General features: G+C 55.0%; 17 protein-coding genes and 1 tRNA gene. 9 read left to right on the forward strand and 9 right to left on the reverse strand.

Annotation, left to right across the window (positions count from 1 at the left end):
* Nucleotides 1-73: 73 nt before the first annotated feature.
* On the forward strand, nt 74-1,279 hold the full coding sequence (locus ACN0WX_RS01820) for a DUF445 domain-containing protein (protein WP_417620563.1): 1,206 nt from the start codon (nt 74-76) through the stop codon (nt 1,277-1,279).
* On the opposite strand, the gene ACN0WX_RS01825 is transcribed toward ACN0WX_RS01820, so the two are convergent.
* Nucleotides 1,276-5,952, reverse strand: coding sequence for an NAD-glutamate dehydrogenase (locus ACN0WX_RS01825; protein WP_417620564.1), 4,677 nt, complete (start codon nt 5,950-5,952; stop codon nt 1,276-1,278). The two genes, ACN0WX_RS01820 and ACN0WX_RS01825, sit on opposite strands and share 4 nt — an antisense overlap.
* 200 nt (nt 5,953-6,152) lie before the next feature.
* A complete protein-coding gene (locus tag ACN0WX_RS01830; protein WP_417620565.1) occupies nt 6,153-7,493 on the reverse strand; it encodes a hypothetical protein in 1,341 nt (446 codons plus the stop codon).
* A gap of 230 nt (nt 7,494-7,723) precedes the next feature.
* Here ACN0WX_RS01830 and ACN0WX_RS01835 point away from each other — a divergent pair.
* Nucleotides 7,724-7,799 (forward strand) — tRNA-Thr (locus ACN0WX_RS01835).
* Between the two features lie 229 nt (nt 7,800-8,028).
* On the opposite strand, the gene ACN0WX_RS01840 is transcribed toward ACN0WX_RS01835, so the two are convergent.
* The 3 genes from ACN0WX_RS01840 to ACN0WX_RS01850 are packed head-to-tail and all read right to left on the reverse strand — an operon-like array spanning nt 8,029 to nt 12,561.
* A complete protein-coding gene (locus ACN0WX_RS01840; RefSeq protein WP_417620566.1) occupies nt 8,029-9,897 on the reverse strand; it encodes an AMP-binding protein in 1,869 nt (622 codons plus the stop codon).
* Nucleotides 9,898-9,907: 10 nt separating this feature from the next.
* A complete protein-coding gene (locus tag ACN0WX_RS01845) occupies nt 9,908-10,303 on the reverse strand; it encodes a 2,4'-dihydroxyacetophenone dioxygenase family protein (protein ID WP_417620567.1) in 396 nt (131 codons plus the stop codon).
* Between the two features lie 26 nt (nt 10,304-10,329).
* Entirely contained in the window at nt 10,330-12,561 is a 2,232-nt protein-coding gene (locus tag ACN0WX_RS01850; protein ID WP_417620568.1) for a TonB-dependent receptor, read from the reverse strand.
* 237 nt (nt 12,562-12,798) lie between these two features.
* Between ACN0WX_RS01850 and ACN0WX_RS01855 the strand changes: the two genes are divergently transcribed.
* From ACN0WX_RS01855 to ACN0WX_RS01880, 6 genes are all read left to right on the forward strand, one after another.
* Nucleotides 12,799-13,773, forward strand: coding sequence for a helix-turn-helix domain-containing protein (locus ACN0WX_RS01855; protein ID WP_417620569.1), 975 nt, complete (start codon nt 12,799-12,801; stop codon nt 13,771-13,773).
* A gap of 111 nt (nt 13,774-13,884) precedes the next feature.
* Nucleotides 13,885-14,670 carry a glucose 1-dehydrogenase gene (locus ACN0WX_RS01860; RefSeq protein WP_417620570.1) on the forward strand — a complete coding sequence of 262 codons (786 nt, stop codon included), beginning with the start codon at nt 13,885-13,887 and terminating at the stop codon, nt 14,668-14,670.
* A complete protein-coding gene (locus ACN0WX_RS01865; RefSeq protein ID WP_417620571.1) occupies nt 14,667-15,650 on the forward strand; it encodes a thiamine pyrophosphate-dependent dehydrogenase E1 component subunit alpha in 984 nt (327 codons plus the stop codon). The genes ACN0WX_RS01860 and ACN0WX_RS01865 overlap by 4 nt, the downstream gene beginning before the upstream one ends.
* Nucleotides 15,637-16,686, forward strand: a complete 1,050-nt coding sequence (locus ACN0WX_RS01870; RefSeq protein WP_417620572.1) for an alpha-ketoacid dehydrogenase subunit beta — start codon at nt 15,637-15,639, stop codon at nt 16,684-16,686. The genes ACN0WX_RS01865 and ACN0WX_RS01870 overlap by 14 nt, the downstream gene beginning before the upstream one ends.
* Nucleotides 16,683-16,913, forward strand: a complete 231-nt coding sequence (locus ACN0WX_RS01875; RefSeq protein ID WP_417620573.1) for a lipoyl domain-containing protein — start codon at nt 16,683-16,685, stop codon at nt 16,911-16,913. Before ACN0WX_RS01870 ends, ACN0WX_RS01875 begins: the two co-directional genes overlap by 4 nt.
* A gap of 11 nt (nt 16,914-16,924) precedes the next feature.
* Nucleotides 16,925-17,602: a lipoate--protein ligase family protein gene (locus tag ACN0WX_RS01880; RefSeq protein WP_417620574.1), complete on the forward strand. Its 678-nt coding sequence runs from the start codon at nt 16,925-16,927 to the stop codon at nt 17,600-17,602.
* Between the two features lie 165 nt (nt 17,603-17,767).
* Here the strand turns inward: ACN0WX_RS01880 and ACN0WX_RS01885 are convergent, their stop codons facing one another.
* Nucleotides 17,768-18,973 carry a methionine gamma-lyase gene (locus ACN0WX_RS01885; RefSeq protein ID WP_417620575.1) on the reverse strand — a complete coding sequence of 402 codons (1,206 nt, stop codon included), beginning with the start codon at nt 18,971-18,973 and terminating at the stop codon, nt 17,768-17,770.
* Between ACN0WX_RS01885 and ACN0WX_RS01890 the strand changes: the two genes are divergently transcribed.
* Entirely contained in the window at nt 18,877-19,545 is a 669-nt protein-coding gene (locus tag ACN0WX_RS01890; RefSeq protein ID WP_417620576.1) for an Lrp/AsnC family transcriptional regulator, read from the forward strand. The two genes, ACN0WX_RS01885 and ACN0WX_RS01890, sit on opposite strands and share 97 nt — an antisense overlap.
* 101 nt (nt 19,546-19,646) lie before the next feature.
* Here ACN0WX_RS01890 and ACN0WX_RS01895 read toward each other — a convergent pair whose 3' ends face one another.
* The 3 genes from ACN0WX_RS01895 to ACN0WX_RS01905 all read right to left on the reverse strand — a co-directional run bounded on the left by ACN0WX_RS01895 (nt 19,647) and on the right by ACN0WX_RS01905 (nt 25,805).
* A complete protein-coding gene (locus tag ACN0WX_RS01895; RefSeq protein ID WP_417620577.1) occupies nt 19,647-20,939 on the reverse strand; it encodes a pyruvate dehydrogenase complex dihydrolipoamide acetyltransferase in 1,293 nt (430 codons plus the stop codon).
* Nucleotides 20,929-23,289, reverse strand: a complete 2,361-nt coding sequence (locus ACN0WX_RS01900) for a transketolase (RefSeq protein WP_417620578.1) — start codon at nt 23,287-23,289, stop codon at nt 20,929-20,931. Before ACN0WX_RS01900 ends, ACN0WX_RS01895 begins: the two co-directional genes overlap by 11 nt.
* Nucleotides 23,290-23,645: 356 nt before the next feature.
* The gene (locus tag ACN0WX_RS01905; protein WP_417620579.1) at nt 23,646-25,805 is read right to left on the reverse strand and encodes a TonB-dependent receptor; all 2,160 of its coding nucleotides are present in this window, start codon (nt 25,803-25,805) and stop codon (nt 23,646-23,648) included.
* Nucleotides 25,806-25,811 lie beyond the last annotated feature (6 nt).

Raw genomic sequence — 25,811 nt, forward strand, 5'->3', positions numbered from 1 at the left:
GCCGATATCGTCACAAACAGGCAGCGGAGGCGGACCAGGATTCGCCACCAAAACCAATAATGCCGGCCGGGATATGAAGATCATCGCGACCGGTATGCTCGTGGTCATGGCAATCATCTATGTGACCTCGAAAAGCTATGAATCCGCACATCCAGTGCTCGGTTTCGTTCGCGCCTTTGCCGAGGCTGCAATGGTGGGCGGTCTCGCAGACTGGTTTGCCGTAACAGCCCTGTTTCGCCATCCTATGGGCCTTCCGATACCGCATACAGCAATCATACCGCGCAACAAGGACCGGATTGGCGACACGCTGGCCAATTTTCTCAAGGATAACTTCCTGATTTCGCGTCTGGTTGCCCAACGGATGAGACATGTCGATCTTGCCAGTGGTATCGGCCGCTTTCTGAAATCACCAAGCGGCGGGGAAGGACGACTAAAATACGGAGCGTCGCGATTATTGGGTGACGCGATTGCCTCACTCGACCAAGATCGCCTCGGCACCATGTTCAAGGGTGCGGTGAAGACGCAGGCTGTAGGCCTCGACATCGCTACGCCACTGGGCCAGATTCTCGAAGCAGTCATGGCTGAAAATCGGCATGGTCCGCTGATCGATTCTACCATTCGCTGGGCTTATCGGACGCTGGACACCAATGAACCGGTCATCCGCAATATCGTGACCGACCGCGCCAATGCAGTGATGCGCTGGACTGGACTGGATGACCGCGTCGCCAATGAAGTACTTGATGGCCTTTACAAACTGCTCGCCGATATGGCTGCCGACCCGCATCATCCGGTCCGTACCAAAACCGAAGAGAGCCTCCAGCAACTCGCCGCCGAACTGCAGCAGGACCCGGAGCTCCGTCAAAAGGTGAATGAATGGAAACTCGAAATGATCGAGAATCCAGCCATCGCATCGTGGCTCGATGGAATCTGGGAGCAAGGCCGGGAAGCGCTGCTCCGCGCTGCCCGCGATCCCGATGCCGCGCTGGCCGGGCAATTTGGTGACGCGCTGATCCAGCTGGGCAACAGCCTGCAACAGGACAAACAACTCAATCTCCAGATCAACCGATTTGGCCGACGAGCGGTCATCGGTGTCGTCGCCAGTTACGGTGACAATATCGTCAAGCTTGTATCGGAAACGATCCGCGGTTGGGATACCCAGACGATCACCGATCGCGTCGAGAATGCCGTTGGCCGCGACTTACAATTCATCCGCGTAAACGGCACCCTGGTTGGCGGGCTGGTCGGCCTGTCCCTCCATTTGCTGGGCTACTGGATCTAGCGCGAGAGCAGCAACCGCGCCTGTCCGGCAATTTGAGCCAGCATGGCAATTGACGGCTTTGGCGTTTGTTGCGCCCGATCCATGATCTTTCTGAACTGAGCCACGCGGTCAATATTGCGTTCGGCCCAGGTTTCAACAAATTGCTGCATATCCTTGCCGCGGGTCCGGCGAAGGAAATCAAGCCGCATCTGCTGAAAATCGCGCGCCAGTCCTGCCACCAGCAAGCGGTCCCAGGGATCGGACGGATTGATCCGTGTCGCGGTCATCTGCGCCCAGTCAAGACCCAGCTGACTACCGAGTTGGGTGAAGGCAACCGCGACATCAAGCGCGTCAATCTCGCGGCGATGCGCAAGAAAGGCAATACCGGTCGCGCCGTCATTTTTATACATATTGGCGATCTTGTCAGCAATTTCCGGCGTCGCGCCTGCATCGACGAGCAATTTCGTCTGCCGGGCCCCCTGCAGGCGCCCCTCTGCGGTAATCAGCTTTTCAACATTCTCATTGAGCGCGGTTACGCCCGGTGACAGCATATGGACTGTGTCTTCAATCCGGTCATCGGACACCCCGATCCGCATCAGATCGGCCATGTGCGAGCGGAGGATATATGCGAGACGATCAAACAGAGTTAACCGGATATCTTCCGCTATTTCTGCCTCTTCCAGCGCGCGCCAAATCTTGTCAACATGGAACAGGCGTTCTGCCATGACGAAGGCACGGGCAACTTCTCCCAGCGCGCACCCCTCTTCTTCAGCCAGTTCAAACGGGTCGATCAGCCCCATCCGGTTGACCATCCGGTTTGCCAGTTTTGTCGCAATAATCTCGCGGCGCAGTTGGTGATTGAGGATGGCTGCTTGGTGATCCTTCTGCATCGCGGCAGGAAATGCATGAAGCAGCTCGCTATTGAGCCCGGGATCATCTCCCAGATCGCTATTTTCAATAGCTTGCTGGAGTGCCAGCTTGGCGGTCGAGATCAGCACGGCCAGTTCCGGACGATATAGGCCTCTTTTTTCCTGCCCCCGGCGGATCAGGTCCTCATTACTGGCCAGTCCTTCAACGCTGCGGTTCAACTGTCCTCGTTCTTCAAACTGGTCAATCAACCGAACATAGGATGGCAGGGTTTTGGGTCCACCCATTTCGGCAATCGAGAGACCCAGTGCCTGAAGCCGGTTGTCTTCAAGCACCAACGCGCCAACATCTTCGGTCATCGATTCAAGCAAGGCATTGCGACTATCGGGTTTAAGCGTGCCACTTGCCAGTTCCGTATTGAGTGCAATCTTGATGTTGACTTCGTTGTCGGAGCAATCAACCCCGGCGCTATTGTCGATAAAGTCGGTATTGATCCGTCCGCCCTGGGCGGCAAAGGCAATTCTTGCCGCCTGCGTAATGCCTAAATTAGCCCCCTCGCCAATGACCTTGACGCGCAAATGCTCGGCATTGATGCGAATCTTGTCATTTGCCGGATCACCAACCTCGATATGGTTTTCGGACGCAGCCTTAACATAAGTTCCAATCCCGCCAAACCACAGGAGATCCGCATTGCATGCCAATATGGCGTTCATCAATTTGGTTGGGGTGGTTTCGGCATCATGGGGCAGCCCCAGCAGGCTGCCGATCTGCTTCGAGATTTTAATGGTCTTCGAACCGCGGGAAAATACCCCGCCGCCCTTGGATATCAGAGTCTTGTCATAGTCATCCCAGCTTGAGCGCGGCAAATCGAACAGTCTTTTGCGTTCGGTCCAGCTTTTTGCCGGATCGGGCTGAGGGTCGATAAAAATATGGCGGTGATCAAAAGCCGCCACGATTTTCAGGCTCTTGGAAAGAAGCATACCATTGCCGAACACATCACCCGACATGTCGCCAACACCGATCACGGTAACCGGTGCCGTCTGAACGTCAATTCCGGTTTCCGCAAAATGGCGCTGGACGGATACCCAGGCACCGCGCGCGGTGATACCCATCGCCTTGTGGTCATATCCGTTGCTGCCGCCGCTGGCAAAGGCATCGCCCAGCCAGAAACCGCGTTCGATTGCGATCTGGTTGGCAATATCGGAAAAGCTTGCGGTCCCCTTGTCCGCGGCCACCACAAAATAGGGATCATCATCGTCGAGGCGTTCGACCTGTGCCGGGGGAACGACCTTCCCCTCGACGATGTTGTCGGTAACCGACAGCAGCGCGGTGATGAAGATTTTATAGGCCTCGATGCCCTCCGCCAGAAAGGCATCGCGGTCGTCACCAGCGGGCAGCTGCTTGGCAAAAAATCCGCCTTTCGCGCCCGTCGGAACAATCACGGCATTTTTTACCCGTTGGGCTTTCATCAAGCCCAGTATCTCGGTGCGAAAATCATCTCTCCGGTCCGACCAGCGCAATCCTCCGCGGGCCACCGGTCCCGCCCGCAGATGGATGCCTTCGACGCGCGGACTATAGACAAATATTTCTCGCCAGGGCACCGGATCGGGAAGTTCCGGAATTTTGGCACTTTCGATCTTGAAGGCAAGTGCCTCCCCGGCTCCATAAGCGAAAGCGTTGGTCCGCAAAATGGATTCAATCACCGCCCGGAACAGACGCAGGATGCGATCATCGTCAATCGCGTTGACAGAAACCAAGGCGCCGTCAACATCGCGCACCGCAAGGGCGGCGGCCGCAGCCCGATCGCCTTCGAAATTCGGGTCGTGGAGGGCCCCGAAGAGCTGGATCAGCGCCGCGGTGACATCGGGTGCCTTGGTCAAGGCCTCGACAACGGTAATCAGGCCATAGCTCAGACCAGTCTGGCGCAAATAACGGAACCATGCCCGCATCCAAATCGTCGAGCGGGCATCAATGCCAGCGGTAATGATGAGCTGGTTAAAGGCATCATTTTCAGCCTCCCCATCCAATACGCTGGTAATAGCAGCCTCGATTTCATCCGCCCGGGCAATCAGGCTTTCACATCGTTCCGCGGACCGCAGCTCGAGCAGAAAATCGTGAATATAACCCAGCCGTCCGCCTTCGAGCGGCGTCGGCACGGATTCGAGCACGGTGAACCCGAAATGCTCCAGCGTCGGTACCGCATCCGACAACGGCAGCGCACAGCCGAGATGGTAAATTTTCAGTCGCAGCAGATGCTCCGCGTCGCTGGCAAGCCGATAGAGCCGGGTCGACCGCTGCCCGCCGCGCTCGAGCCGGAAAAGCCGCATGATATCCTTTGCCGCTTCCATAGGCCCATAAGTCGATTGATAGGTTCCGGGGAAACAATTGGCATAGCGCTGCGCCAGAATCGCCGCACGATTTTCCTGTCCGGCTTCCCTGAGATTGCGTTCTACTTCCGGTTTCCAGCCCCGAACCATATTTTCCAGTTCCTGATCGAGCAAATCAGGATCGGGAACCTTGCCGTCGGCCCCCATATCGAGCGTATAGCGGAGAGAGGAGACGCCGCCCTCTTCGAGCGTATTGGACCAGCTTAATATTGTTGCCCCGGTAGCCTCAATCAGCATTTTTTCGACATTCTGTCTGCGCGCGGTGGAGAGCTGTTCGCGGGGGAGCCAAACGAAGACAAACAGATGGCGCGCAAGAGGAGATATCACGCTGTGCAATTTCGGTCGCGGACGATCGATCAGCGACATTGCGATCAGAGCCAGTTTTTCCAGATCATCCTGCGCAAAGGTAATGAGCAGGTCATGCGGCAGCGCCGTCAAGATGTGGGTAAGACTTTTGCCGGCATGCCCCGATTGGGAAAATTCAAACTTGTCAAACAGCCGCGTGAGCTGCGTGCGCAATAGCGGAATATTTTCCGGTGGCGCCGCGAGCGCTGCACTGGTCCACATACCCGAGATGATTGATAGCGAAACAATCCGGTTCTGATCCCTCACCGGAATGATGATCAGATCCATCAGGACATGGCGGTGGACAGTGGAAAGTTGATTGGACTTGATGATAAGCGGTGCTTTGCCGCCATTTTCAAACCAGGCAAATGCACGCCGCCGACTCTCGTCAGAAAGTACCGGCTGCTCGCGCATCCGCGCCAGCCCGAGCTGCTGTGACCGTGCGCCTTCCGCATCAACCATTTCGTGGCCGAGCAATGTAAGGTTGCGGTCAAGAAACCAGCGCAGCAAAGTGGCGCCCTCTCCTTCTGGCAGTCCATCTGCATTTTCACCGAGCACGATCTGCAATTTCAGCCAATCCGTTACCGCTGCAGCGACGTCCCTGAGGTTTGAACGCAACGCCCTGACCAAATCCCGGCGAATGCGGGCATCGGTTCGCTCGAGTTCGATATAGATAATCGATTCGTTTTTCTCACCGCTGGTCGGCCGTTCGATAATCTCGACAAGCTGACCCTTGTCATTCCTCCGAACCGCGACCACGGGATGAATCAGCCGCTCTACAGTCAAACCGAAACCGGCGATCGTGGCGCAAATTGAATCGACCAAAAATGGCATATCGTCGTTGACGATCGCGAGGCGCAAATGCCTGTGTTTCTGGGACCCGCTAACGCTTTCCAGCAACAGATTGGCTTCGCTACCGCGACGTTCATGAGCGCATTGCAAGGTGAAGCGCGCAGCCTCTTCACAGGCTTTTTTATCAAAACCTATATTTTCGCCAGGCAACGCGCTTTCGAGAAAGGCTCCTACCAGGGCCTTTTCTAGGCCATCGGGCTTTGATTTGGTTCGCGTGGTTTTTCGGTCGCGATTGGCAGCCATTTCCCCCCCAAGTGGATCAAGACGAGTCAGAAGCCCGTCGGCATCGCAGATGCTATGCGCCTATTCCGGCACGTGCTCAAGGGGCTAACCAATGCTTTACAGGCGCAGTTTGGCGAATATTCTGGATAGTGGTATTTTGATTACATATGCAACTAGTGAAGGCTAGCGCTCTTCTGTGCACGAGCGAACAGCAAATATAATCAGATTTGGGTGTGCTGGAGCGCCTGACTGGTCAGCTTTTCATTGCCGCAAACCGGTCCGACGATAGTCAGCGCGCCGGTCGGATCCTTGCGCGCGACCAGCACGACAAACTCGGAATCGCCCGCATCTATATCCCGCAATTGCCGAGACGGCGCAGAGCGCAGTTTGGCCAACAGTTCTGCGCTGGCCGTCCGGGCTTTGGAAAACAGGCCAGACGGTCGTATTGCGCCGCGTTCTGCATGTACAACCGCTTTCAAGCCTCCGTCATGCTGACTGAGGAAATCACCAAAAGCACCTTTATCAATAGAAAGACGTTTGGCATATTTGAGCGCGGTCGCATATTCGGTCAGCCTTGTCTTGTCATATTGCGTACCAAATACCAGCTTCACAATCGGCGTCATTGGTGCCCGATCCTGAACCGCCAGGCCAGAATCTTCGAGCAACGTCAGATAATCGTCAGGATATTGCTCGGTCTTCAAATAAAAATCATAGGCGTGCCCGATCGCCGCATAAAGCGCTTTGCGACTGCGCTGATCGCAGTGCGCCGCATTGTCGGCACTGCTGCGGGCGGCCGACAGCCAGTCGGCCAGGCTTGCATCATCCGCCAGTTGATCGGACCAGCGCCCTGCGTCCTCTTCAACGGAGGCGGCTGCCAGCTCCGGAGCGAGATCCAGTTCATCAAGACTGGACGAATTCGGTCCATCTTCCCAAACCGGTCCTGCCACGAATTTTGCCGGAGCCGACAGCATCGCTTGAGAAACTTCCTCTTCAATGTCCTGCCGCATCGTATCGGCAACAACTTCTTTCCAGTTGATGACACCGTAAATGAAATCGATCGTTTCATCATCGGTGGAAAACGGGAGCAGGATTCCACGATACAGGATCGTTGCTCCGTGCTGGTTAACAAATTCGGCCTCAAATCCGATCGGTGCCTGGTTGGCAATGATCTGCAGATAGTGATCGGTGATCCGCGAAAGCAGTGAGCGCGCAGGGATATCAGCAACCGCGGTGATCGAATCGTCAATCGCGCATTCCTCGCGCAGCGTCCGGCCGAGAAACTGAATTGCGGGATTGTCGATACCCTTGGAGAAGTCGAGCAAAACGCTATTCGGACCAAAATCTTCATTGGATTCAGCCGATAAATCTTCAACCCTGGGAAAGTAACGCTCGCTTAACAACCCAGCCCAGAAGTTATAGGCCCGCACCTGCATGCGACGTTCATCCTGCCCAATGACCGGTGGCGGTTCTACCGCACCGTCATCGTCTTCATAGATGATATAGTCCGGGACAGAAGCCATATCCTGATCGCCAAGGTCACCGTGATTCCGTAGGTTTTCCATGCTGCCCCATTGCAATTGCACTCATTCCATATGTTCGTGCACCGCTCGTGGTAAATATACGGTAAATTTCCGGATAATGATTATCGCAACGGATTACAGAGATGATATAAATATACCGATGGCGGACGCTCGAAATATCAATCACGCGGACTTGTCACGGCAGAGCTCTGCTGGTAATGGCCCGCGATCAGTGCGAACGGAATGAGCCGATGCCAATCCGTTTCATCGATGCCGCTTTAGCTCAGTTGGTAGAGCATCGCATTCGTAATGCGGGGGCCAGAGGTTCGAATCCTCTAAGCGGCACCACCCACTTTCCTGTTTCCGAGCGTCTCTGCACCTGCTTCGATATGGCATAATTAATACCCGTTATTAATACCCGTTTTTCCGTAGACAGAATTTAAAGGACAGCCTCACGCGTTTGATTTTGAAGGAGGATGGCAATCGTTGGGTGTTTCTCACCCAACTGTGCACGATGCCTTATGGTCCGCCAGCGCAAAACCGGCCGCCGATGCTTGGGTTTCGACGAACCAACCCATTAGCGGTTTGCGTTTTCCAATTTGGAAAGAATAACCTCGATCGATTCAGGATTCTCAATCGTATTGGGCATTTTTACTCCATGTCCGTTAGCAATCGCACGCAACGACGAACGCAGGATTTTGCCGGAGCGTGTCTTTGGTAGGGCCGCGACGATGTGGATCGTGCGCAAGGATGCAACAGCCCCTATTTCCGACCGGACATGAGCAATACAGGATTCTGTCAAATCCTTTTCACTCGGCCGTCCGCAAGCAACAACAAAAGCAACAGGAATCATGCCCTTCAATGGATCATCCGCTCCGATCACCGCGCATTCGGAAACGCCTTCGACCCCTGCCAGGGCGCCTTCCATCTGACCGGTCGACAATCTGTGCCCGGCAACATTGATGATGTCGTCCGTTCGGCCCATCACATGCATGAAACCGTCCGCGTCGCAAAAACCCGCATCGCCGGTTTCATAATATCCAGGATAGGACACGAAGGCTTTCTGATAGCCCTCCGGATTGCCCCAGAGGCTCTGATAGCAGCCCGGCGGCAAGGGACATTTGATCGCGATGTTTCCCACTTTCCCGGAGGTGACCGCCTCGGCATTATCATCCAGAACATGCACCCTGTAGCCCGGCACCGGAAATCCCGCGCTTCCGGCTTTTCTCCGCTCATCACCGAGACCCAGACTGGTGGCCATGGCTGGCCAGCCAAGCTCCGTCTGCCACCAATGATCAATGACCGGACGACCCACGCGATTCTCCAGCCATTTTACAGTGTCCGGATCCGCGCGTTCGCCAGCGAGGAATATCGCTCGCAGCGATGGCAAATCACTTGTCGGGTAAAGTTCGCCATTTTCATCTTCTTTGCGAATGGCACGAATGGCGGTCGGAGCAGTGAAAAACACCGAAACCTGGTGGCGTTCGATGATCCGCCAGAATTCTCCGGCATCGGGAGTGCCGACTGGTTTGCCTTCGTAAAGAACCACGGTGACACCCGCAAAAAGCGGAGCATAGACAATATAGCTGTGGCCCACCACCCAGCCGACATCGGATGCGGCCCAGAAACATTCGCCGGGCTTCAGACCGTAAATATGTCTCATGCTCCAGTTGAGCGCCACGGCATGTCCGCCATTGTCGCGCACCACGCCTTTCGGCGTTCCGGTCGTGCCCGAAGTGTACAAGATATAGAGCGCGTCTGCGGACATCAGCGGGATGCAATCTGCAGGAACCGCTTTGATCAATTGTTCCGACCAGTCCTGAGCCCAACCATCCGCAATATCCGCAGGGAGCGTTTCCCGCTGGAACAACAGCACAGCCGGAACATGGTGCTCGGCCAGCGACAGGCTTTCGATGACCAGCGGCTGGTAAGGGATGATCTTTTTTCCCTCAATCCCGCAGGATGCGGTCAGCAATAATTTGGGCTCTGCATCATCGATCCGTTTGGCCAGTTCAGGCGGTGCAAAACCGCCAAAGACCACAGAGTGAACGGCACCGATCCGGGCACAGGCCAGCATGGCGAACACGGTTTGCGGAATCATCGGCATATAGATGATCACGCGATCACCTTTCTGCACGCCTTGAGCCGCAATCATCCCGGCGGTTTTTGCGACCTGCGTCTGCAATTCCCGGTAGGTGAAAATCTGCCGTTGCCCGGTGACCGGGCTTTCATAGATGATCGCCTGCTGATCGGCTCTGCCACTGTCAACATGGCGGTCGACGGCATTGTAACAGCTGTTCAGCTGGCCATCGGGAAACCAGCTGTTGCTGTCCTCATCCCATCCAATTTCAGGCGCCGCAACCCAGTCGATCTCCGTCGACGCCTCGAGCCAGAAACGATCTGGATCGACAATGCTCTCCGTTACCGACTTTTCATAATCACGCATCTGCGGCAGCTTACCCGTTCACGATCTCGGTTAAAAGCGAATGATCCAATATTGATGTCACATTATCCTGTTCATCAAGAAAAACGACCGGGCCATGGTTGGTAAAATATAGTTCCGTATATTCCGGAAAGGCCGTGTGATCGTGGATCACATCGAGCGGTTCATAGCCATAGGTTCCTTCAAGTGCTGCACCCATCCGATATTCCATCTTGCCTTTGACAACATAATATTCTCCCGCGCCAAGATGGCGGTGACGCGGAAAAGAGCTGCCTGGCTGACAGCGTAACAACACTGTCCATCGCCCCGTCTCCTTGCTGGCGAAGAAAAGTTTGAAATCAATGCCCTCGACCAAATTGAACCAGTCAATGTCCTTGGGTGTGGTGAGCAGTTCCGGCACTATATTCATCTTTGAATCCTGTCTTCGGTCTATGTTCAAAATGTGAGCCGGAGTTCGGCGCCATAAGTCGCGCGTTCGCCATAATAGCGGGGCACAAAACCGAATCCGCGGGTATCGGTCGCATCGACAATATAGGCTTTGTTGGTGATATTCTTCGCCCAGGCAGCCACTTCCCAGCCATTATCGGGATCGGAAAGGGAGGCACGAAGATTGAGCAGGCCATAGCCCTCACCAGAACTGATCAGTGGATCCTCGGCATTATTGTAGAATTTCTTGCCGGTATAATTATACTCAGCCCGCCAGCGCGTTTCGAAGCGCCCGACCGGCACGGTCACCTGTGCATTGGCCGAAAGTGTAAATTTGGGTGCTCCCGGCAAGCTGTTGCCGGAGAAGTCCCGGGGGAGACCTGAAACCGGATCAATCGCGCCAGACAGATAATTTTTGAACTTCGCATCCAGAACACCAAAATTCAGGCCGAGATCAAGCCAGTCGGTCGGCGTCGCAAACGCTTCCACTTCAATGCCTTTGATCGTCGCATCCGCGGCATTGTCGAGGCCCAACGTCGGCACCGCACTGCCCGCCTGAGTGTTGACCGACAACACCTGAAGATCGCTATAGTCATAATAGAAAGCCGCGACGTTCAGCCTCAACTTTCGATCAAACAGGGTCGACTTGAGGCCGATTTCGTAGGAAATCAGCGTTTCCGGGTCCACTTGGGTTCGTTCCGCCAGGCTCGTGATAATCCCGATATTGAAGCCGCCAGCCTTGAAACCCTTGTCGACGCTGAAATAGGCGAGCACGTCATCGGTGACATCATAGTCTGCTGCGAGCCGCCAAGAGAAGGACTTGTAGGAATCCTGCAGGTTGGCGAATGGCACCAGCGGAACCGGAGCGCCATTGGGAATATCGGTATCGAAAAACCCGGGTATCAGATCCGCCTGATGAGTCGCCCGAACCTTGTCGATCGTGTAACGTGCACCAACGGTAAGGCGAAGCTCCGGAGCCACGGCATAGGTCGCCTGGCCGAATGCGGCATAGGCCTTATTTTTGCGGGTGGCCTGGGTGATCAAAGGTAACGCACCTTGTGCAAAGGTCAGTTCGCCAATCAGGTCGGCATTGCTGCGCGCGTTAAAATCCTCATAGAAATAATAGAGGCCGGCAATCGCGTTTAATGTACCATCATCGTATGAAAGCTGAAGCTCCTGCGTGAATTGCTCGGCATTGGTCAAAAATGTGATCTCGTCGATCCGGAACGGGCCACCGTCGACATCGACCGCATTATCAACGTCACTCTTGTCATAACCGGTCAATGACCGGACCGACCAATCGCCAAAATCATGCTGGGCGACAAAATTCACAAAGACATTGTCGGAGAAATTTCGTGATTCCCCGTTGAAATTGAGCAACCGCTCGTCATCGGGGAAAGGATCGGTATAGCCGAACAAATCAGCGCCGTTAATCGTTCCCACCGGTTTGTTTTCCAGATAGTCGCTGCGGTCCCGACCACCGCCGACGGTCAATCGAAGATCGGTATCGGGGCCCGGTCGCAAGCGGAAAATGGCACGCGCCGCCGCCTCATCGACGTCAATCGCGTCGCTGCCGTCAAACCTGTTGAATTTCTCTCCGTCTCGCTTGCGGATCATGCCCGCTACGCGGACCGAAAATCCATCGGCAATCGGCAGGGATGCTGCCACCTCGCCTTCAAACAGACTGAAACGGCCATAGCCGAAGCGGGCGTTTCCTTCGAACTCGTCATCGGGCAATTTGGAGAAAAACTGGATCGCACCGCCCGTGGCATTTTTGCCAAACAAGGTGCCCTGCGGTCCACGAACGACTTCTATGCGCTCCAAATCAAACAGCGAGAATATCTGGCTCCCGGTCGATGCAACCACAATATCATCGCGGTACACGCTGATCGGACCGATTGATGAACTGTTGAAATCATTATTGCCCACGCCGCGGATGAATATATTCGGCACACCGCCAAATGTCTTTATTTCAAGATTGGGAACCTGATCCCCGATCGAGAGGCTGTTGGTAAACCCGGCATCAGCGATCATCTGCGTATCAAATGCGGATACGGACACGGGTACATCCTGGAGATTCTGGGCTCGTTTTTGCGCCGTGACGACAATGACATTGACTCCGCCACCCTGGCCTTCCGGCTCGGCATTCGCCGGCTTCGCCTGCGCTAACGCCGTGCCGTGGGCGAGCAAAGAAACCGATATAAGGGATCCAACTATGGTTGCGCGACATATATTGTTCATTGTTTTTCCTTCTCCTGAACGGTGAGCCATCTTTTCTGCGGTCATCCGATTTGTCGGGTACTAGCTTGGAATGGTTGGGCGTTTCTTGCTTGGGAACGGCGTTATTTTTGTATTTTGGTGAACCGACATGTCTAAATTTGTTTGAGCAGGACACCAAACTTGGCAATCTGTGCCATAAAAACACACCAGCTTGCGAATGTCGCCGAGGCGTCGTAGCGTTGAGTTAGGAGAGGGTTTATGGGGATAATTGAGGAAGAGAGCTGGCAATCGGCCAGCCTGCCTCCCACACGGCAATTGCCTGGCTTTCAGGAAGTGCTCGATCGCACCCATTTTCACTGGGATCTGAAATCGGATCGAAATGACCAATATATAGCCGAAGTGCGCCGGCGGGCCGTGAACGACTATATGCTCACCCATATTGTGGCAGATCCGGTAACCGGATTTCGTTCAATGGACGATATCAAGAAAAGCAAAGATGCCTATTTTTGCCTTCTTTTTTTCACGGAGGGAGAATGTCTTCTGGCGCAAGGGGCCAACGAAACCGTCATTTCGAATGGCAAAATCGCGATTTGGGACAGCACCCGTCCAGCAAAATTTCAAAATACCAGCAGGTTGAATCAATTCTCAATATTGATCCCGCGCGACAATGCCAAAATGATGATCCCCGGTATCGAAGATATGTGTGGCCTGAGTGTTGACGGGACCAAAGGCCTTGGGTCGATCTTACATTCCCACCTGGTGCAAATTCACCAAGCCATCGAGCTGGTGGAACCGGAAGACCGGCCAGCGGTGTTAAGGGCGACGGTGGAATTGGTCGCGGCAGCCTTCAAGCCGGATAGCGCCAATCGTTCGAGCACAGCCTTCCGGCAGGCAGTGCTTAACCGGGTCCAGGAATATATAGTTGCGAATCTTGGCGAACCCGACCTTTCCCCGGCATCAATTGCGGCGGCCTTCAAGTTCAGTCCGCGCTATTTGCATCGTTTGTTCGAAGGAGCAGATGAAAGTGCCGGAAGCTGGATTCGCAAACGACGATTAAATGCCGCCAAAGCGGATCTTTGCGAGCCGGCCAAAAGCAAATTGTCGGTGACCCAGATTGCTATGCAGCGCGGTTTTGCGGATGCTTCCCACTTCAGCCATGCGTTCAAGAATGAATTCGGACAGTCACCGCGGCAGTTCAAACAATCCTATCGAAGCAGCGACACCGACAACTAAGCCGATCGGTCCGGTATCAGTTCGCCCAGGATCAACTTTGTTGCCGCGCTGACACAAGCGGACTGGCAAGAGTTCAACTATTCCAGAACATCAAGACGAGGGGATGGGATTATGGCTGGACGCCTGCAGAACAAGGTCGTGTGTATTACCGGAGCGGCCCAGGGAATAGGAGCTGGCATTGCGGAGGCAATGGCCAAGGAAGGTGCACAGATCATCATTGGCGATGTCAATGATGGCGGGGCCAATGCACGCGCCGCTCAAATTGGTGCAACCGCCTTTCATCTGGATGTTTCCTCGTCAGATAATTGGCAGGAACTGGCTGATTACATCAGCGAGCAATTCGGCAAGCTTGATATTCTGGTCAACAATGCCGGGCTCGAACTTGTGAAACCAATGCGGGATCATAGCCTGGCAGACTGGCGCGGAATCATGGCGGTCAATGTCGATGGAATTTTCCTCGGCTGCAGGACACTGGAGGCGTTGCTTTGCGAATCGGGACAATCCGGTTCTTCCGCCTCGGTGATCAATATTTCGTCGATTGCGGGTCTGGTAGGCTACCCGGATCAACTGGCCTATAATACCTCGAAAGGCGCTGTCCGGCACATGACCAAAAGCCTGGCCATTGAATGGGCGGCGCATGGCGATGCGATCCGCTGCAATTCCATTCACCCGGGCTGCATTCGCACTCCGATGCTGGAAATGGCGGTTGAAGGATGGGTCGAAAATGGCTCGGTCCCGGCCGATGATCCATGGGGAGCGATTGCCGCGCTATGCCCGCTGAATACGGTTGGCACACCGGAAGATATAGCCATGGGTGCCATATACCTGGCCTCTGATGAATCTCGCTTTGTCACCGGCATCGAACTGGTGATTGATGGCGGATGGGTGGCACGATGAGCAGCAATGATAGCAAGCGGCTTTGGATGTATGCCCAGATGGTCAAGAGCCGGCATTTTGAAGATCTTATCAAGCCCGCTTATTTTGAAGGCAAATCACCGGTTTTCAACATGGCAAAAGGGCCGCTGCCCGGCGAGATGCATTTGTCCGATGGACAGGAGCCTTGCGCGGTGGGCGTGTGCGCGCATTTGCGCCCGGATGATACCGTTACCGCCACCCACCGGCCGCATCATATCGCGATCGCCAAGGGCGTCGATCTGAATGCCATGGCAGCCGAGATTTTCGGTAAGAAAGACGGGCTGGCTGGCGGACGCGGTGGCCATATGCATCTGTTCGATCCGGCGGTGAATTTTTCCTGCTCGGGCATTATTGCGCAGGGAATGGGACCGGCGGTCGGTGCCGCCATGGCTGCCAAAATGCGGGGAAGCGATGCCGTCGCTGTTGCTTTTCTAGGCGAAGGCGCCGCCAATCAGGGGGCTTTTCATGAAAGCCTCAATCTCGCTGCGGTATGGAAGGCTCCGGTGGTGTTTGTCATCGAGGACAATAGCTACGGCATTTCCGTCCCGAAAAGCGCCTGTACTGCGGTTGCCAGCAATGCCGACCGGGCGGGCGGCTATGCGATGCCCGGCTTTCATGTCGGCGGCAATGATCCCGATGCCGTATATGAGGCCGCGGGTATCGCCATCGAACGGGCAAGGTCCGGTTCCGGCCCCAGTCTGATCGAGATAGAAACCAGCCGGTTAGAAGGCCATTTCATAGGCGATCCGGAAGGCTATCGACCCAGGGACGAGGTCAAGCGATTGAAGGAAGCCGATCCCATTCCCGCTTATCGGGCCCGGTTGCTCGAAGCAGGATTTGAAGCAACCGAACTTGATCGCGCCGAAAACGAAGCCCGCAAAATTGTCGACCAGGCATTTTCCTTCGCGCGCAGCAATGATTACCCCGAACCGAAGGAGGCCTTTGACCATGTCTTTGCCTGATGAAACCGTCGAGAAACCTGGTGCGGAACGCCGACTGACCATCGCAAAGGCAATGAGCGAGGCCATAGGTCAGGAGATGAAACGCGACCCGTCCGTTCTGGTGATGGGTGAGGATATCGGGAAAATGGGCGGCGTGTTCGGTACAACCACCGGATTGTTCGAGACGTTCGGAGGGGATCGCGTGCGAGATACGCCGATATCCGAAACGGCCTTTATTGGTGCGGCGGTCGGTATGGCGGCATCGGGGGTACGACCGATCGTCGAATTGATGTTCGTCGATTTTTTCGGTGTCTGCATGGATGCCATCTACAATCTTGCCGCCAAGCAAAGCTATTTCTCGAGCGGAAAGGTGCCCTGCCCGATGGTGCTGATGACATCGGTCGGCGGCGGCTATGGCGATGCCGGCCAGCACAGCCAATGCCTCTACGCCACATTCGGACATCTGCCGGGCATGAAAGTGGTGATCCCCTCCAACGCCCATGATGCCAAGGGCCTGATGCTCTCCGCTATCCGCGACGACAATCCGGTCATTTTCATGTTCCACAAGGCGTTGCAGGGCATGGGCTGGCTGGGCACGGTGGCCGGCTCAATCAATGATACGCCGGAGAACGAATATCTCGTGCCGATCGGCAAAGCATCGGTCGTTCGCGATGGAAGCGATATCACCATTGTCGGCCTCGGGGCAACGGTGCATCAGGCGCTTGCTGCTGCCAGAAATCTCGATCAAACTGGAATAGACGCAGAAGTCGTGGATTTACGGACCATAGCGCCGCTTGACCGGGAGACGATCCTTGCCTCGGTCGCCAAAACCGGACGGCTGCTGGTGGTCGACGACGACTATCTCAGCTTCGGCATCGGAGCGGAAATCATCGCAACGGTATGTGAAGCGCTGCCCGAACCCCTGAAATGTCCGCCGCAACGCATCGCCCATCCCGATATCCCGATTCCGTTCACACCCGTTATGGAGCATTTCCTACTGCCCGATGCCCGGAAGATCGAGAGCAGGATAATCGCCATGCTGGGAGAACAGAAATGACAGATATATTGGTGCCTCGGGGCCAGTGGGACCCGGATCAGGAAGCCGCCCTTGCAACCTGGCTCTATGGCGAAGGTGAAACCGTTCAGAAAGGCGTGACGGTCGCCGAAATCATGGTGGAGAAAACCAGCTTCGAAATTTCTGCCCCGGCCAGTGGCGCGCTATGCATTGCGGTGGCAGAGGATGAAATTGTCATTCCCGGACAGGTGGTTGGCTCGGTACAATAATGGCCTCGACAATGGAACGGGAACTTGTTCGCCGCCTTGCTCGTGCAGTTTCGGCTGAAACTGAGGTTGAAGACTGTTCGGGACAGCAGGCGATAGACGATGATGATGCGCTTGTCGAAAAAGTCGCCGCTTTGCCTCCCGGGTCATCATGTCTCAGAATCTGGGAAAACCAAAACTGCCTTGTAACGACGCGTCCAATTGCGAGGCGTGAAGGGTTTACCGAAGCAGCAAACTTGAGCGCGAGATCAGGCTGGCCCGTCTATGTCCGGTCGTCGGGTGGTTCGACAGTGATTCATCGCCCGGGAATATTGAATGTCTCTCTGGCTGTTGCTGCAGGCAGTAAGCCAGTGAAGCCCAATACCAGCTACGAAAGCTTGATCACATTGTTACAAGAAAGTTTTCAAAAACTGCATATCAACCCTTTTGTCGGTCCGATCCAAGGGGCTTATTGCGACGGCAGTTATAACCTGTGTCTCAAAGGCAGAAAGATTGCGGGAACGGCATCGCGCATCGTCCGCCGAAAGAACCAAAACGCCTACATCTGTCACGCGTCCATAGCAATTTACGGCTCGCCCGAGAGCGATATTTCCTTAATAAGCAAATTCGAACGAGAGCTAGGACTGGGCCATGTATATGCGAGATCCAGCCACATTACTCTTGCAAATATAATGGATTTGAGCCTCGCATGAACAGAATCCGCTTTTCCCAACACAGCAGAGCATCTCGGGCCCCGCTCGCAGCAGGGTTTCGGCCTCAACGATCGTGTCAGCGTAGTCGACCAACCCAGCTTTGCGCTTGTACTTCAGCAGCTTCGGTCGAATAGGGGTGAGTCACGGGTATCGTGGCTGAGACTATTACGCCGCACTTAAGACGGTTCGACCGGATGGAAGCGAAGCATCCAAGTCGGCGATGATATCCTCAACATCTTCTAGCCCAACCGACAGACGGACCAGTCCTTCGGTAATTCCGAATCTGGCTCTTTCGTCTTCTGTATAGGTGCTGTGAGTCATTGTTGCAGGATGCTGAATCAATGTATCGGCATCCCCTAGGCTGACCGCACAGTGGATCAGTTTAAGACTATCGATCAATGATTTCCCGGCAGCAACCCCGCCATGCAATTCGAAAGCAATCATACCCCCAAAATCCCGCATCTGTCGCTTTGCCAAGTCGTGCTGCTTGAAAACAGGAAGCCCAGGATAGTGCACAGCAGATAATGCCGGATGCCCCTGCAAATAATTGGCGACCTGTTGCGCATTGAAGCAATGCCGTTCCATTCGGAGAGATAATGTCTTTAATCCGCGCAGCACAAGCATCGCAGTGAAAGGAGACATCACCGCGCCCGTCATATCTTTGAGCCCGAAAAGCCGGATATCCTTTATGATTTCTGCATTTCCTGCGATGATTCCAGCCACCAGATCGCCATGCCCACCGAGATATTTGGTAGCTGAATGCACCACCATGTCTGCACCATGTTCGATTGGACGGGTCAAATAGGGAGACGCGTACGTATTGTCCACAATCACCATGGCGCCATGGACATGGGCGATCTCGCTAATGGCCGCGATATCAACTAGCCGCATGTTGGGATTGGCGGGAGTCTCAAAATATACAATCCGCGTTCTGTGTCCTATTACCGCTTCCAAATTCTCAGGATTGGTCATGTCAACGTGGGTGATGGTAATTCCAAACCGGGCTAGCCCGTGCTTCATGAACGCAAATGTGCAACCATAAAGCGTCTTGTCCACCAATATTTCATCACCTGGCTTAACCAGTGTCCAGATTGCAGCAGCGATAGCGCCCATACCCGATCCGGTGCCCAGCGCCGCTTCAGCGCCTTCGAGCGAGGCGACACGTCGTTCCAACAGGTCAACCGTCGGATTAGATATGCGTGAATAGAAATGCCCTGGTGCCTCGCCTGCGAAACGCGCGCCCATTTCTTCTGATGTCTCGGACACAAAAGTGGATGTCAAATATACTGGTGGTGTCAACGCACCCTGTTCGTCCAGTGGATTATAGCCATCATGTATCGCGCGCGTCGAAAAACCTGCAGGATCAGTCATCTTTTCATCCTTTGCTAGATGACAGGGCTATATCGAAAAAGACGTGGTATGTGCTTGCGATTTTATCTAATTTTATTGATAAATTTGGCATATTATGCCATTTTCTCAATATGGATAGGATTGATATATCAATAATCAGAGCTCTACAGCAAAATGGAAAACTCACAAATCAAGAACTTTCCGATAAAATAGGGCTCTCGCCTTCTCCCTGCTTGCGCCGCGTACGCATACTGGAAAATAACGGAACTATCCGGGGTTATTCGGCTTCCGTCGACCAGGAAGCATATGGATTGCCAATTACGATTTTTGTCCATATCCGGCTTCAATCTCATACCGGCGAAGTCGTTCAGAAATTTGAACAGTCTGTACGTGACCTCGACAATGTTCTGGAGTGTTATTTGCTCGCTGGAAGTGATGATTATCTTCTGCGGGTCGCACTGGCCGATCTGGAAGAATACAACCAGTTTCTAAGAGGAAAAATCCATAAAATTCCTGGTATCGCATCAATCGATTCGAATTTCGCATTGGACGAAATCAAACGAACGGCGGTCTTTCCTATGCGACGCCCCTAGTCTTATATGGATCGAAACGACGGAGAAAGGAAAACTGCATCCGCTCAGCGGATCCGTCCGCAAGATCAAAAGGCTGTTTGGGACTTTCACTCATTCCGGCGTTAGCCCACAATCAGTAATGGGCTCTCCAACAAAGTTCTGAAGGCGGCCATAAACTCGGCGGCGACCGCTCCGTCTATCGCGCGGTGATCAAAGCTGCCGGTGGCAGACATGATCTTGGCCAGCGATATTTCTCCGTCCACCTTCCAAGGTTGCTCGATCACTGAGCCAATTCCCAGAATGAGCGCTTGCGGCGGATTGATAACCGGGACCATCTCGTCGATACCGAACATCCCGAGATTGGAGATGGACGCTGTTCCGCCTTCATAATCTTCGGGTTCCAGCTTGCCGTTGCGCGCTTTGGAAGCGAGCGCCTTGCTCTGCTTTGCAATGGCGGACAGGGAAAGTGACGCTGCATCCCGGATAACCGGCGTTATAAGGCCGCCTTCAATGGCGACGGCCATGGAGACGTCGGCCCGGCTAAAACGGTGTAGAACATCGCCGCCAAACTGGACATTCGCATCCGGTACTTCGACAAGCGCCATGGCCAACGCCTTGATCATGAAATCATTGACCGACAGCTTTATGCCGCGCGGCGCGAGACTGGCGTTGAGTTCGCTGCGAAGCTTGAGTAGCGGGTCGAGATTACAGCGAACGGCCAGATAAAAATGCGGCACAGTTTGCTTGGATTCGCTCAGGCGGCGGGCAATGGTCTTACGCATTGTGGTGAGCTTGACACTCTCTACCGGAACTCCTGCTGGCGGGTCATAGGCCGGTGTGGATCGAGGGGCATTCATTTGCGGCATAGCACTGGATGAAGGCGGCAGCATTGACGGCAAGCCGAGGTCGGCTTTGACGATTTTGCCGCGCGGTCCGGACCCTTTTAGGCTATGGAGCGAAAGCCCCTTGAACCTGGCGATACGCCGGGCAAGCGGGGTGGCATTGTCCGCCTGACTTTCCGTATGCGGGGCAACACATGGTGTCGGGGCGGGGTCGGCAACCGGAACCGCGGCGGGTTCCGGAGTGGCTGAAGGAGGAGCTATTGGCACTTCTGCGGACGCTTCACCCCCAGCGTTCGAAGCCTCCGGGACCGGGGGAGCAGCGACTTCGTCGCCGTCCTCGGCCATGGTTGCGATAATCGTGCCGACCGGAACATCGTCGGTGCCCTCAGCCACCGTGAGTGAGGCTATTCGCCCCTCATCAACCGCTTCAAATTCCATTGTCGCCTTATCGGTTTCGATCTCGGCAATGACATCACCGGACTTGACCTCATCGCCAACTGCGACGAGCCATCTGGCCAATGTGCCTTTTTCCATGGTCGGAGACAGTGCCGGCATTTTGAGTTCAAGCGCCATCACAATTCTCCAGGAACAGTTCAGCGACGGCATCGATGATGGCCTCTGAATCAAGCCTATATTCACGATAGAGGTCGGGCAGATCACCGGTTTGCCCAAAGCGATCGGTGCCGAGCGGGCTAACCCGCATACCCTTGACACCGCCCAGCCAGGACAGGGCTCCCGGTGAGCCATCCAATATTGTGACCAGACCGGCACCGGGTGGCAGGGCCGACAGCAGGTTTTCAGCGTGCGAAGCGCTATTGTCGGTCTGCGCATTGTTCCAGCGACCAGCACGGCGCGCAGACCAGCCGCGGTGCAGCAGGTCAGGCGAGGTCACATTGAGAAGACCCAGTCCCGGCATGTCTTCCGACAGAATGTCCCATGCTGCAAGTGCCTCGGGGGCGACCGCGCCGGTAAAGACGATGGCGGCTTCTGTTTCCGGTCCGGGCGGACGAAGCCAGTAACCGCCCTTCAGGGCGTTGGCCTCCCAGGCATCATCGCTCCGTTCAACCTGGGCAATCGACCGCGTGCTCAGACGCAGGTAGACCGAGCTGCCGTCAGGTTGCTGCATATGTTCAAACGCATGACGCATCATCAGCGCGACCTCATCGGCCCATGCCGGTTCAAAATAATCAAGATTGGGCTGACCCATCCCGATGAGCGGCGTGTTGATCGACTGGTGAGCACCGCCTTCGCCGGCAAGCGTCAGACCCGACGGTGTCCCCACAAGCAGGAAGCGCGCATCCTGATAACAGCCGTAGTTGAGCGCATCGAGACCGCGCGCAATAAACGGATCATAGACCGTGCCAACCGGCAGCAGCCGCGTACCGAAATGCGGTCCCGAGAGCCCCAGTGATGTCAGCATGAGAAAGAAGTTATTCTCGGCAATTCCCAGCTCGATATGCTGGCCCGCCGCGTGGGCCGCCCATTTTTGCGCTGAGGGGATTTTGGCCTGCCTGAACACATCGGCCACTTCCTGACGGCGGAACAGGCCGCGCTGGTTCACAAAAGCACCAAGATTCGTCGTCTGCGTCACATCTGGCGCAGTGGTCACGATCCGGTTGCCGATTTCCTCATCGGATTTGGCGAGGTCAAATATTATCCTGCCAAACGCCGCTTGTGTCGACAGTTCATCACCATCGGGCGTCGCAAATCGCGGTGGGACCGCAATGGTGTCCGCTTCGCCCTCTTGTGGCGTTTTGGCAAAGGCGCTGTTTTCCATAAATGCCTTGAGTTCGGCGGCCATATTGTCGCCAAGTCCTGCATAGGGCTCCCATTCATCCCCCTCGGCAATGCCCAGCCGATCGCGCAGTCCATGAATCTGAGCGGGGTTCATCATGCCGGAGTGATTGTCTTTGTGTCCGGCCAGCGGCAGGCCAAAGCCCTTCACGGTATAAGCGATGAACATAGTTGGTAGTTCGTCGTTCGCTGCATCAAACGCCTCAGTCAGACTTGCCATACAATGACCACCGAGATTGGTCATGAGCGCGGCAAGCTGGTCGTCGTCATAGCTGGCGATGAGCTTCTTGACGTTCGCCTTGCTGCCGATGTCTGCGAGCAGCCGCTCCCGCCACGCCGCTCCGCCTTTGTAGGTCAGGACAGCAAAATCGGCGTTTGGACAATTGTCGATCCACTCCTCCAGCGCCCTGCCCCCCGGCTTCTTGAACGCCTTTTGCTGAAGCTTGCCATATTTGAGCGTGATCACCCGCCAGCCACAGGTCTCGAATATATCGTCAAAGCGGCGGAACATGCGGTCGGCGGTGGTGCTGTCCAGTGACTGCCGGTTATAATCCACGATCCACCAGCAATTGCGGATATCATGTTTATATCCTTCGATCAGGCACTCGTAGATATTGCCTTCATCGAGCTCCGCGTCGCCCATCAGCGCGATCATTCTGCCCGCGTCTTCGTTTTTCAGCTGGCCGTGCGCGATCAGATAATCCTGGACCAGACTGGAAAAGGCCGTAACCGCGACCCCCAACCCAACGGAGCCGGTTGAAAAATCAACCTGGATGCTATCCTTGGTCCGCGACGGATAGCTCTGGACACCGCCAAGGCCGCGAAAGTTTTTCAGATTTTCGCGTGATTGATTGCCAAGCATATATTGAATGGCATGCAGGACGGGGCCCGCATGTGGCTTCACTGCGACCTTGTCCTGAGGGCGCAGCGCATGGAAATAGAGTGCAGCCATGATCGCAGTCATCGACGCGCAGCTCGCCTGATGTCCTCCAACCTTCAGGCCGTCCCGCTTGGGTCTAATGTGATTGGCGTTATGCACGGTCCAGGACGAAAGCCAGCGCAAACGCGCTTCAAGGGTTTCGAGCACATTTGTGGTTTCCGCGCTTGAGTATGACGCCGTTCTCACCATTCTTGAATCTCCGGATCTAGGTCGCCGCTTATAGATCGTTACGGCCAACATGTCCTTGCCAATGCTTACGTCATATTCAGATATATTGACGTGATTTTACGCAAAATACCGGTTGCGAGGCCGATCATGCCAAATGACGGGACCCCTGAAATTCCTCAACAGGAAACCAGGGGTCGGCCTGGGAACGGACCGACCAATGGTTCTGTCGCTGGCATAGGATCGTTGTCGTATTCGCTTCGCATAGGCGGAGGCCAGGCGGGGAAGAGATTGGAATTCCCGACCCCGGCCTTGGCAACGCTAGCCAATGGCTGACCATATTGACGTTGGCACAACAGAGCTTCCGGCGAAGCGACGCCTCACATCTCGTAGGAGAGGCTAACTCCAAAAGTACGCGGAGCCCCGTAGTGATAGGTCCATCCTACACTGGTGACCAATGCCTGCGTCCGATAAAGCTTGTCGAAAACATTCTTGGCCCACAACGATGCCCTGATATGATCGTCGAACGTCAAGCCAATCTCTGCATTCCCGAGAAAATAGCCGTCTTCGATCGCTTCGACCGGACTGCGGACGACATCGAAGCGGACCCGACTCTGATACTTGCCTGAAAGCGAAATATCGGCGGCAAGCCCGTCTGACAGATCCCATTCATAGCGCAGCGTACCATTGAGGTTGAGGCTGGGAGAGTTTGGCAGAATGCTACCTTCCGTCACCCCGGCCACGACCGACCTGGTCACTTTCGTATTAACGGTTCCCACACCGAAACGCAGATCCAATCCGTCGACCGGCTTCCACCAAATGTCCGCTTCCGCGCCTTGGACGCGCGCGTCTCCGACGTTATCAATTCCGAACAAAACCCCTACCGGCGAATCGAACAAGGGACCGTAGATCTGCAACTCCGTGTAGTCGTAGTAAAACGCTGCCGCATTCAACTGCAGATTAGATGCCAGGCGGACTTTGAGCCCGAGTTCATAGGCGGTCAATTGCTCATCATCAAACGGCTCCAGCACGGTAGGGTCAAATACCAGTTGCCCCTGGAATCCGCCGGACTTGAACCCACGGCTCACCGTCGCATAGATTAGCGTGCGGTCGGCAGGCTGATAATTCAGTCCGATCTTGCCCGAAACATTCGAGGTCGAATAACGGTTCGATACCGGTGCGAAAACATTTGAACAGGCATCCGCGGCACACAGGAAGGTGGTGGCATTGTCGAACACCTTCTTTTCCTCGGTATAGCGAAGGCCACCGATCAGTGTGAGCGAGGGTGCGAAGGTCCATTCGCCATGCAAGAAGGCAGCATAGGCATCTGTTTCCTGTCGGTAGGTATTGCCTATCACATCGAGACCACCCAACCCGAACGACGGCAACAAGTCCGGCGAGAAATATTCATCGCGCGTGCTAATTTCATCATTCGAATAATAGAGGCCGCCGATTAGATCGAGCGCATCGCCATCGAAGCCAAGCCTCAGTTCCTGGGAGTACTGTTTGATATCGTTTGCATAAGTTGAGTCGAGATAACTCAGCGAGGTTCCATCCGTATCCTCCACATGGACACGGCTGAAATCTTCATATGCGCTGATCGAGGTCAGCGTCAGACGTGGAGCAACCGTCCAGTCGATTGTCGCCGAGACACCGGTTGACTTGAGCTCCATGTGCGGATTGTTTCCGGCTCCGGTGGTCCGGGCATCATCCGCAAAGGCGTCCTCTTCGGTGGTGAGAATATTATCCGCCTTGTGAAGCAGCACGGCTGACCTGTCTTCACCATGGTGCGCGCTCAGCAGAACGTTAAACGAGTCACTCGGCTCCCATTTGAGTTGCAGGCGCCCGTTGGTCCGGTTGATCCCGCCGAATCGCTCGCCGGTGACATAGTTGGTTTGCCAGCCGGATTCCTGCTGCATCGTCTGGAAGGCGACCCGACCCGCCAGGGTTGGTGCCAATTCTCCGCCAGCGCCGACCCGGAAGTTGGCGCTGTCATAGCGCCCGTATCCGGCTTCCATCTCGAATTCCGGACTAAAGGTCGGGCCCCGGCTAATAATGTTGACGGCACCTGCGGTGGTGTTACGACCATAGAGATCACCTTGCGGCCCTTTGAGAACTTCCACCCGATCAATATCAAACAGTCCAAACGTCAGCATCGCCGGCGAGACGAGATAGACATTGTCGACGTAGATGCCGGCCGCTGGATTATTGTTTGCTGCATAGTCGTTGAGCCCGATGCCGCGGATGGTGACGTTGGTGATGCTGTTCGAAACCACGTTTTTTATCTGAACATTCGGCGTAATCCCGGCGAGGTCAACGAGAGATACCGTGCCGGAGGCTTTCAGATCGTCGCCGGTCAGTACATTGATCGTGACGCCGACATCATCGAGACGCTGTTCTCGTTTCTGGGCCGTGACAACGATGACACCAATGTCGGTGTCGGAGCTCTTGGCTTCCTGCGCCATCGCAGGAGTAGCTATTCCCAGGAGCGTGGCTGCAATGGCTGTTTGACTGGTATGCTTGTAAAGATGCTGGATCATGTTTTT

Source organism: Parasphingorhabdus sp. (assembly GCF_048269915.1).
GTDB lineage: Bacteria > Pseudomonadota > Alphaproteobacteria > Sphingomonadales > Sphingomonadaceae > Parasphingorhabdus.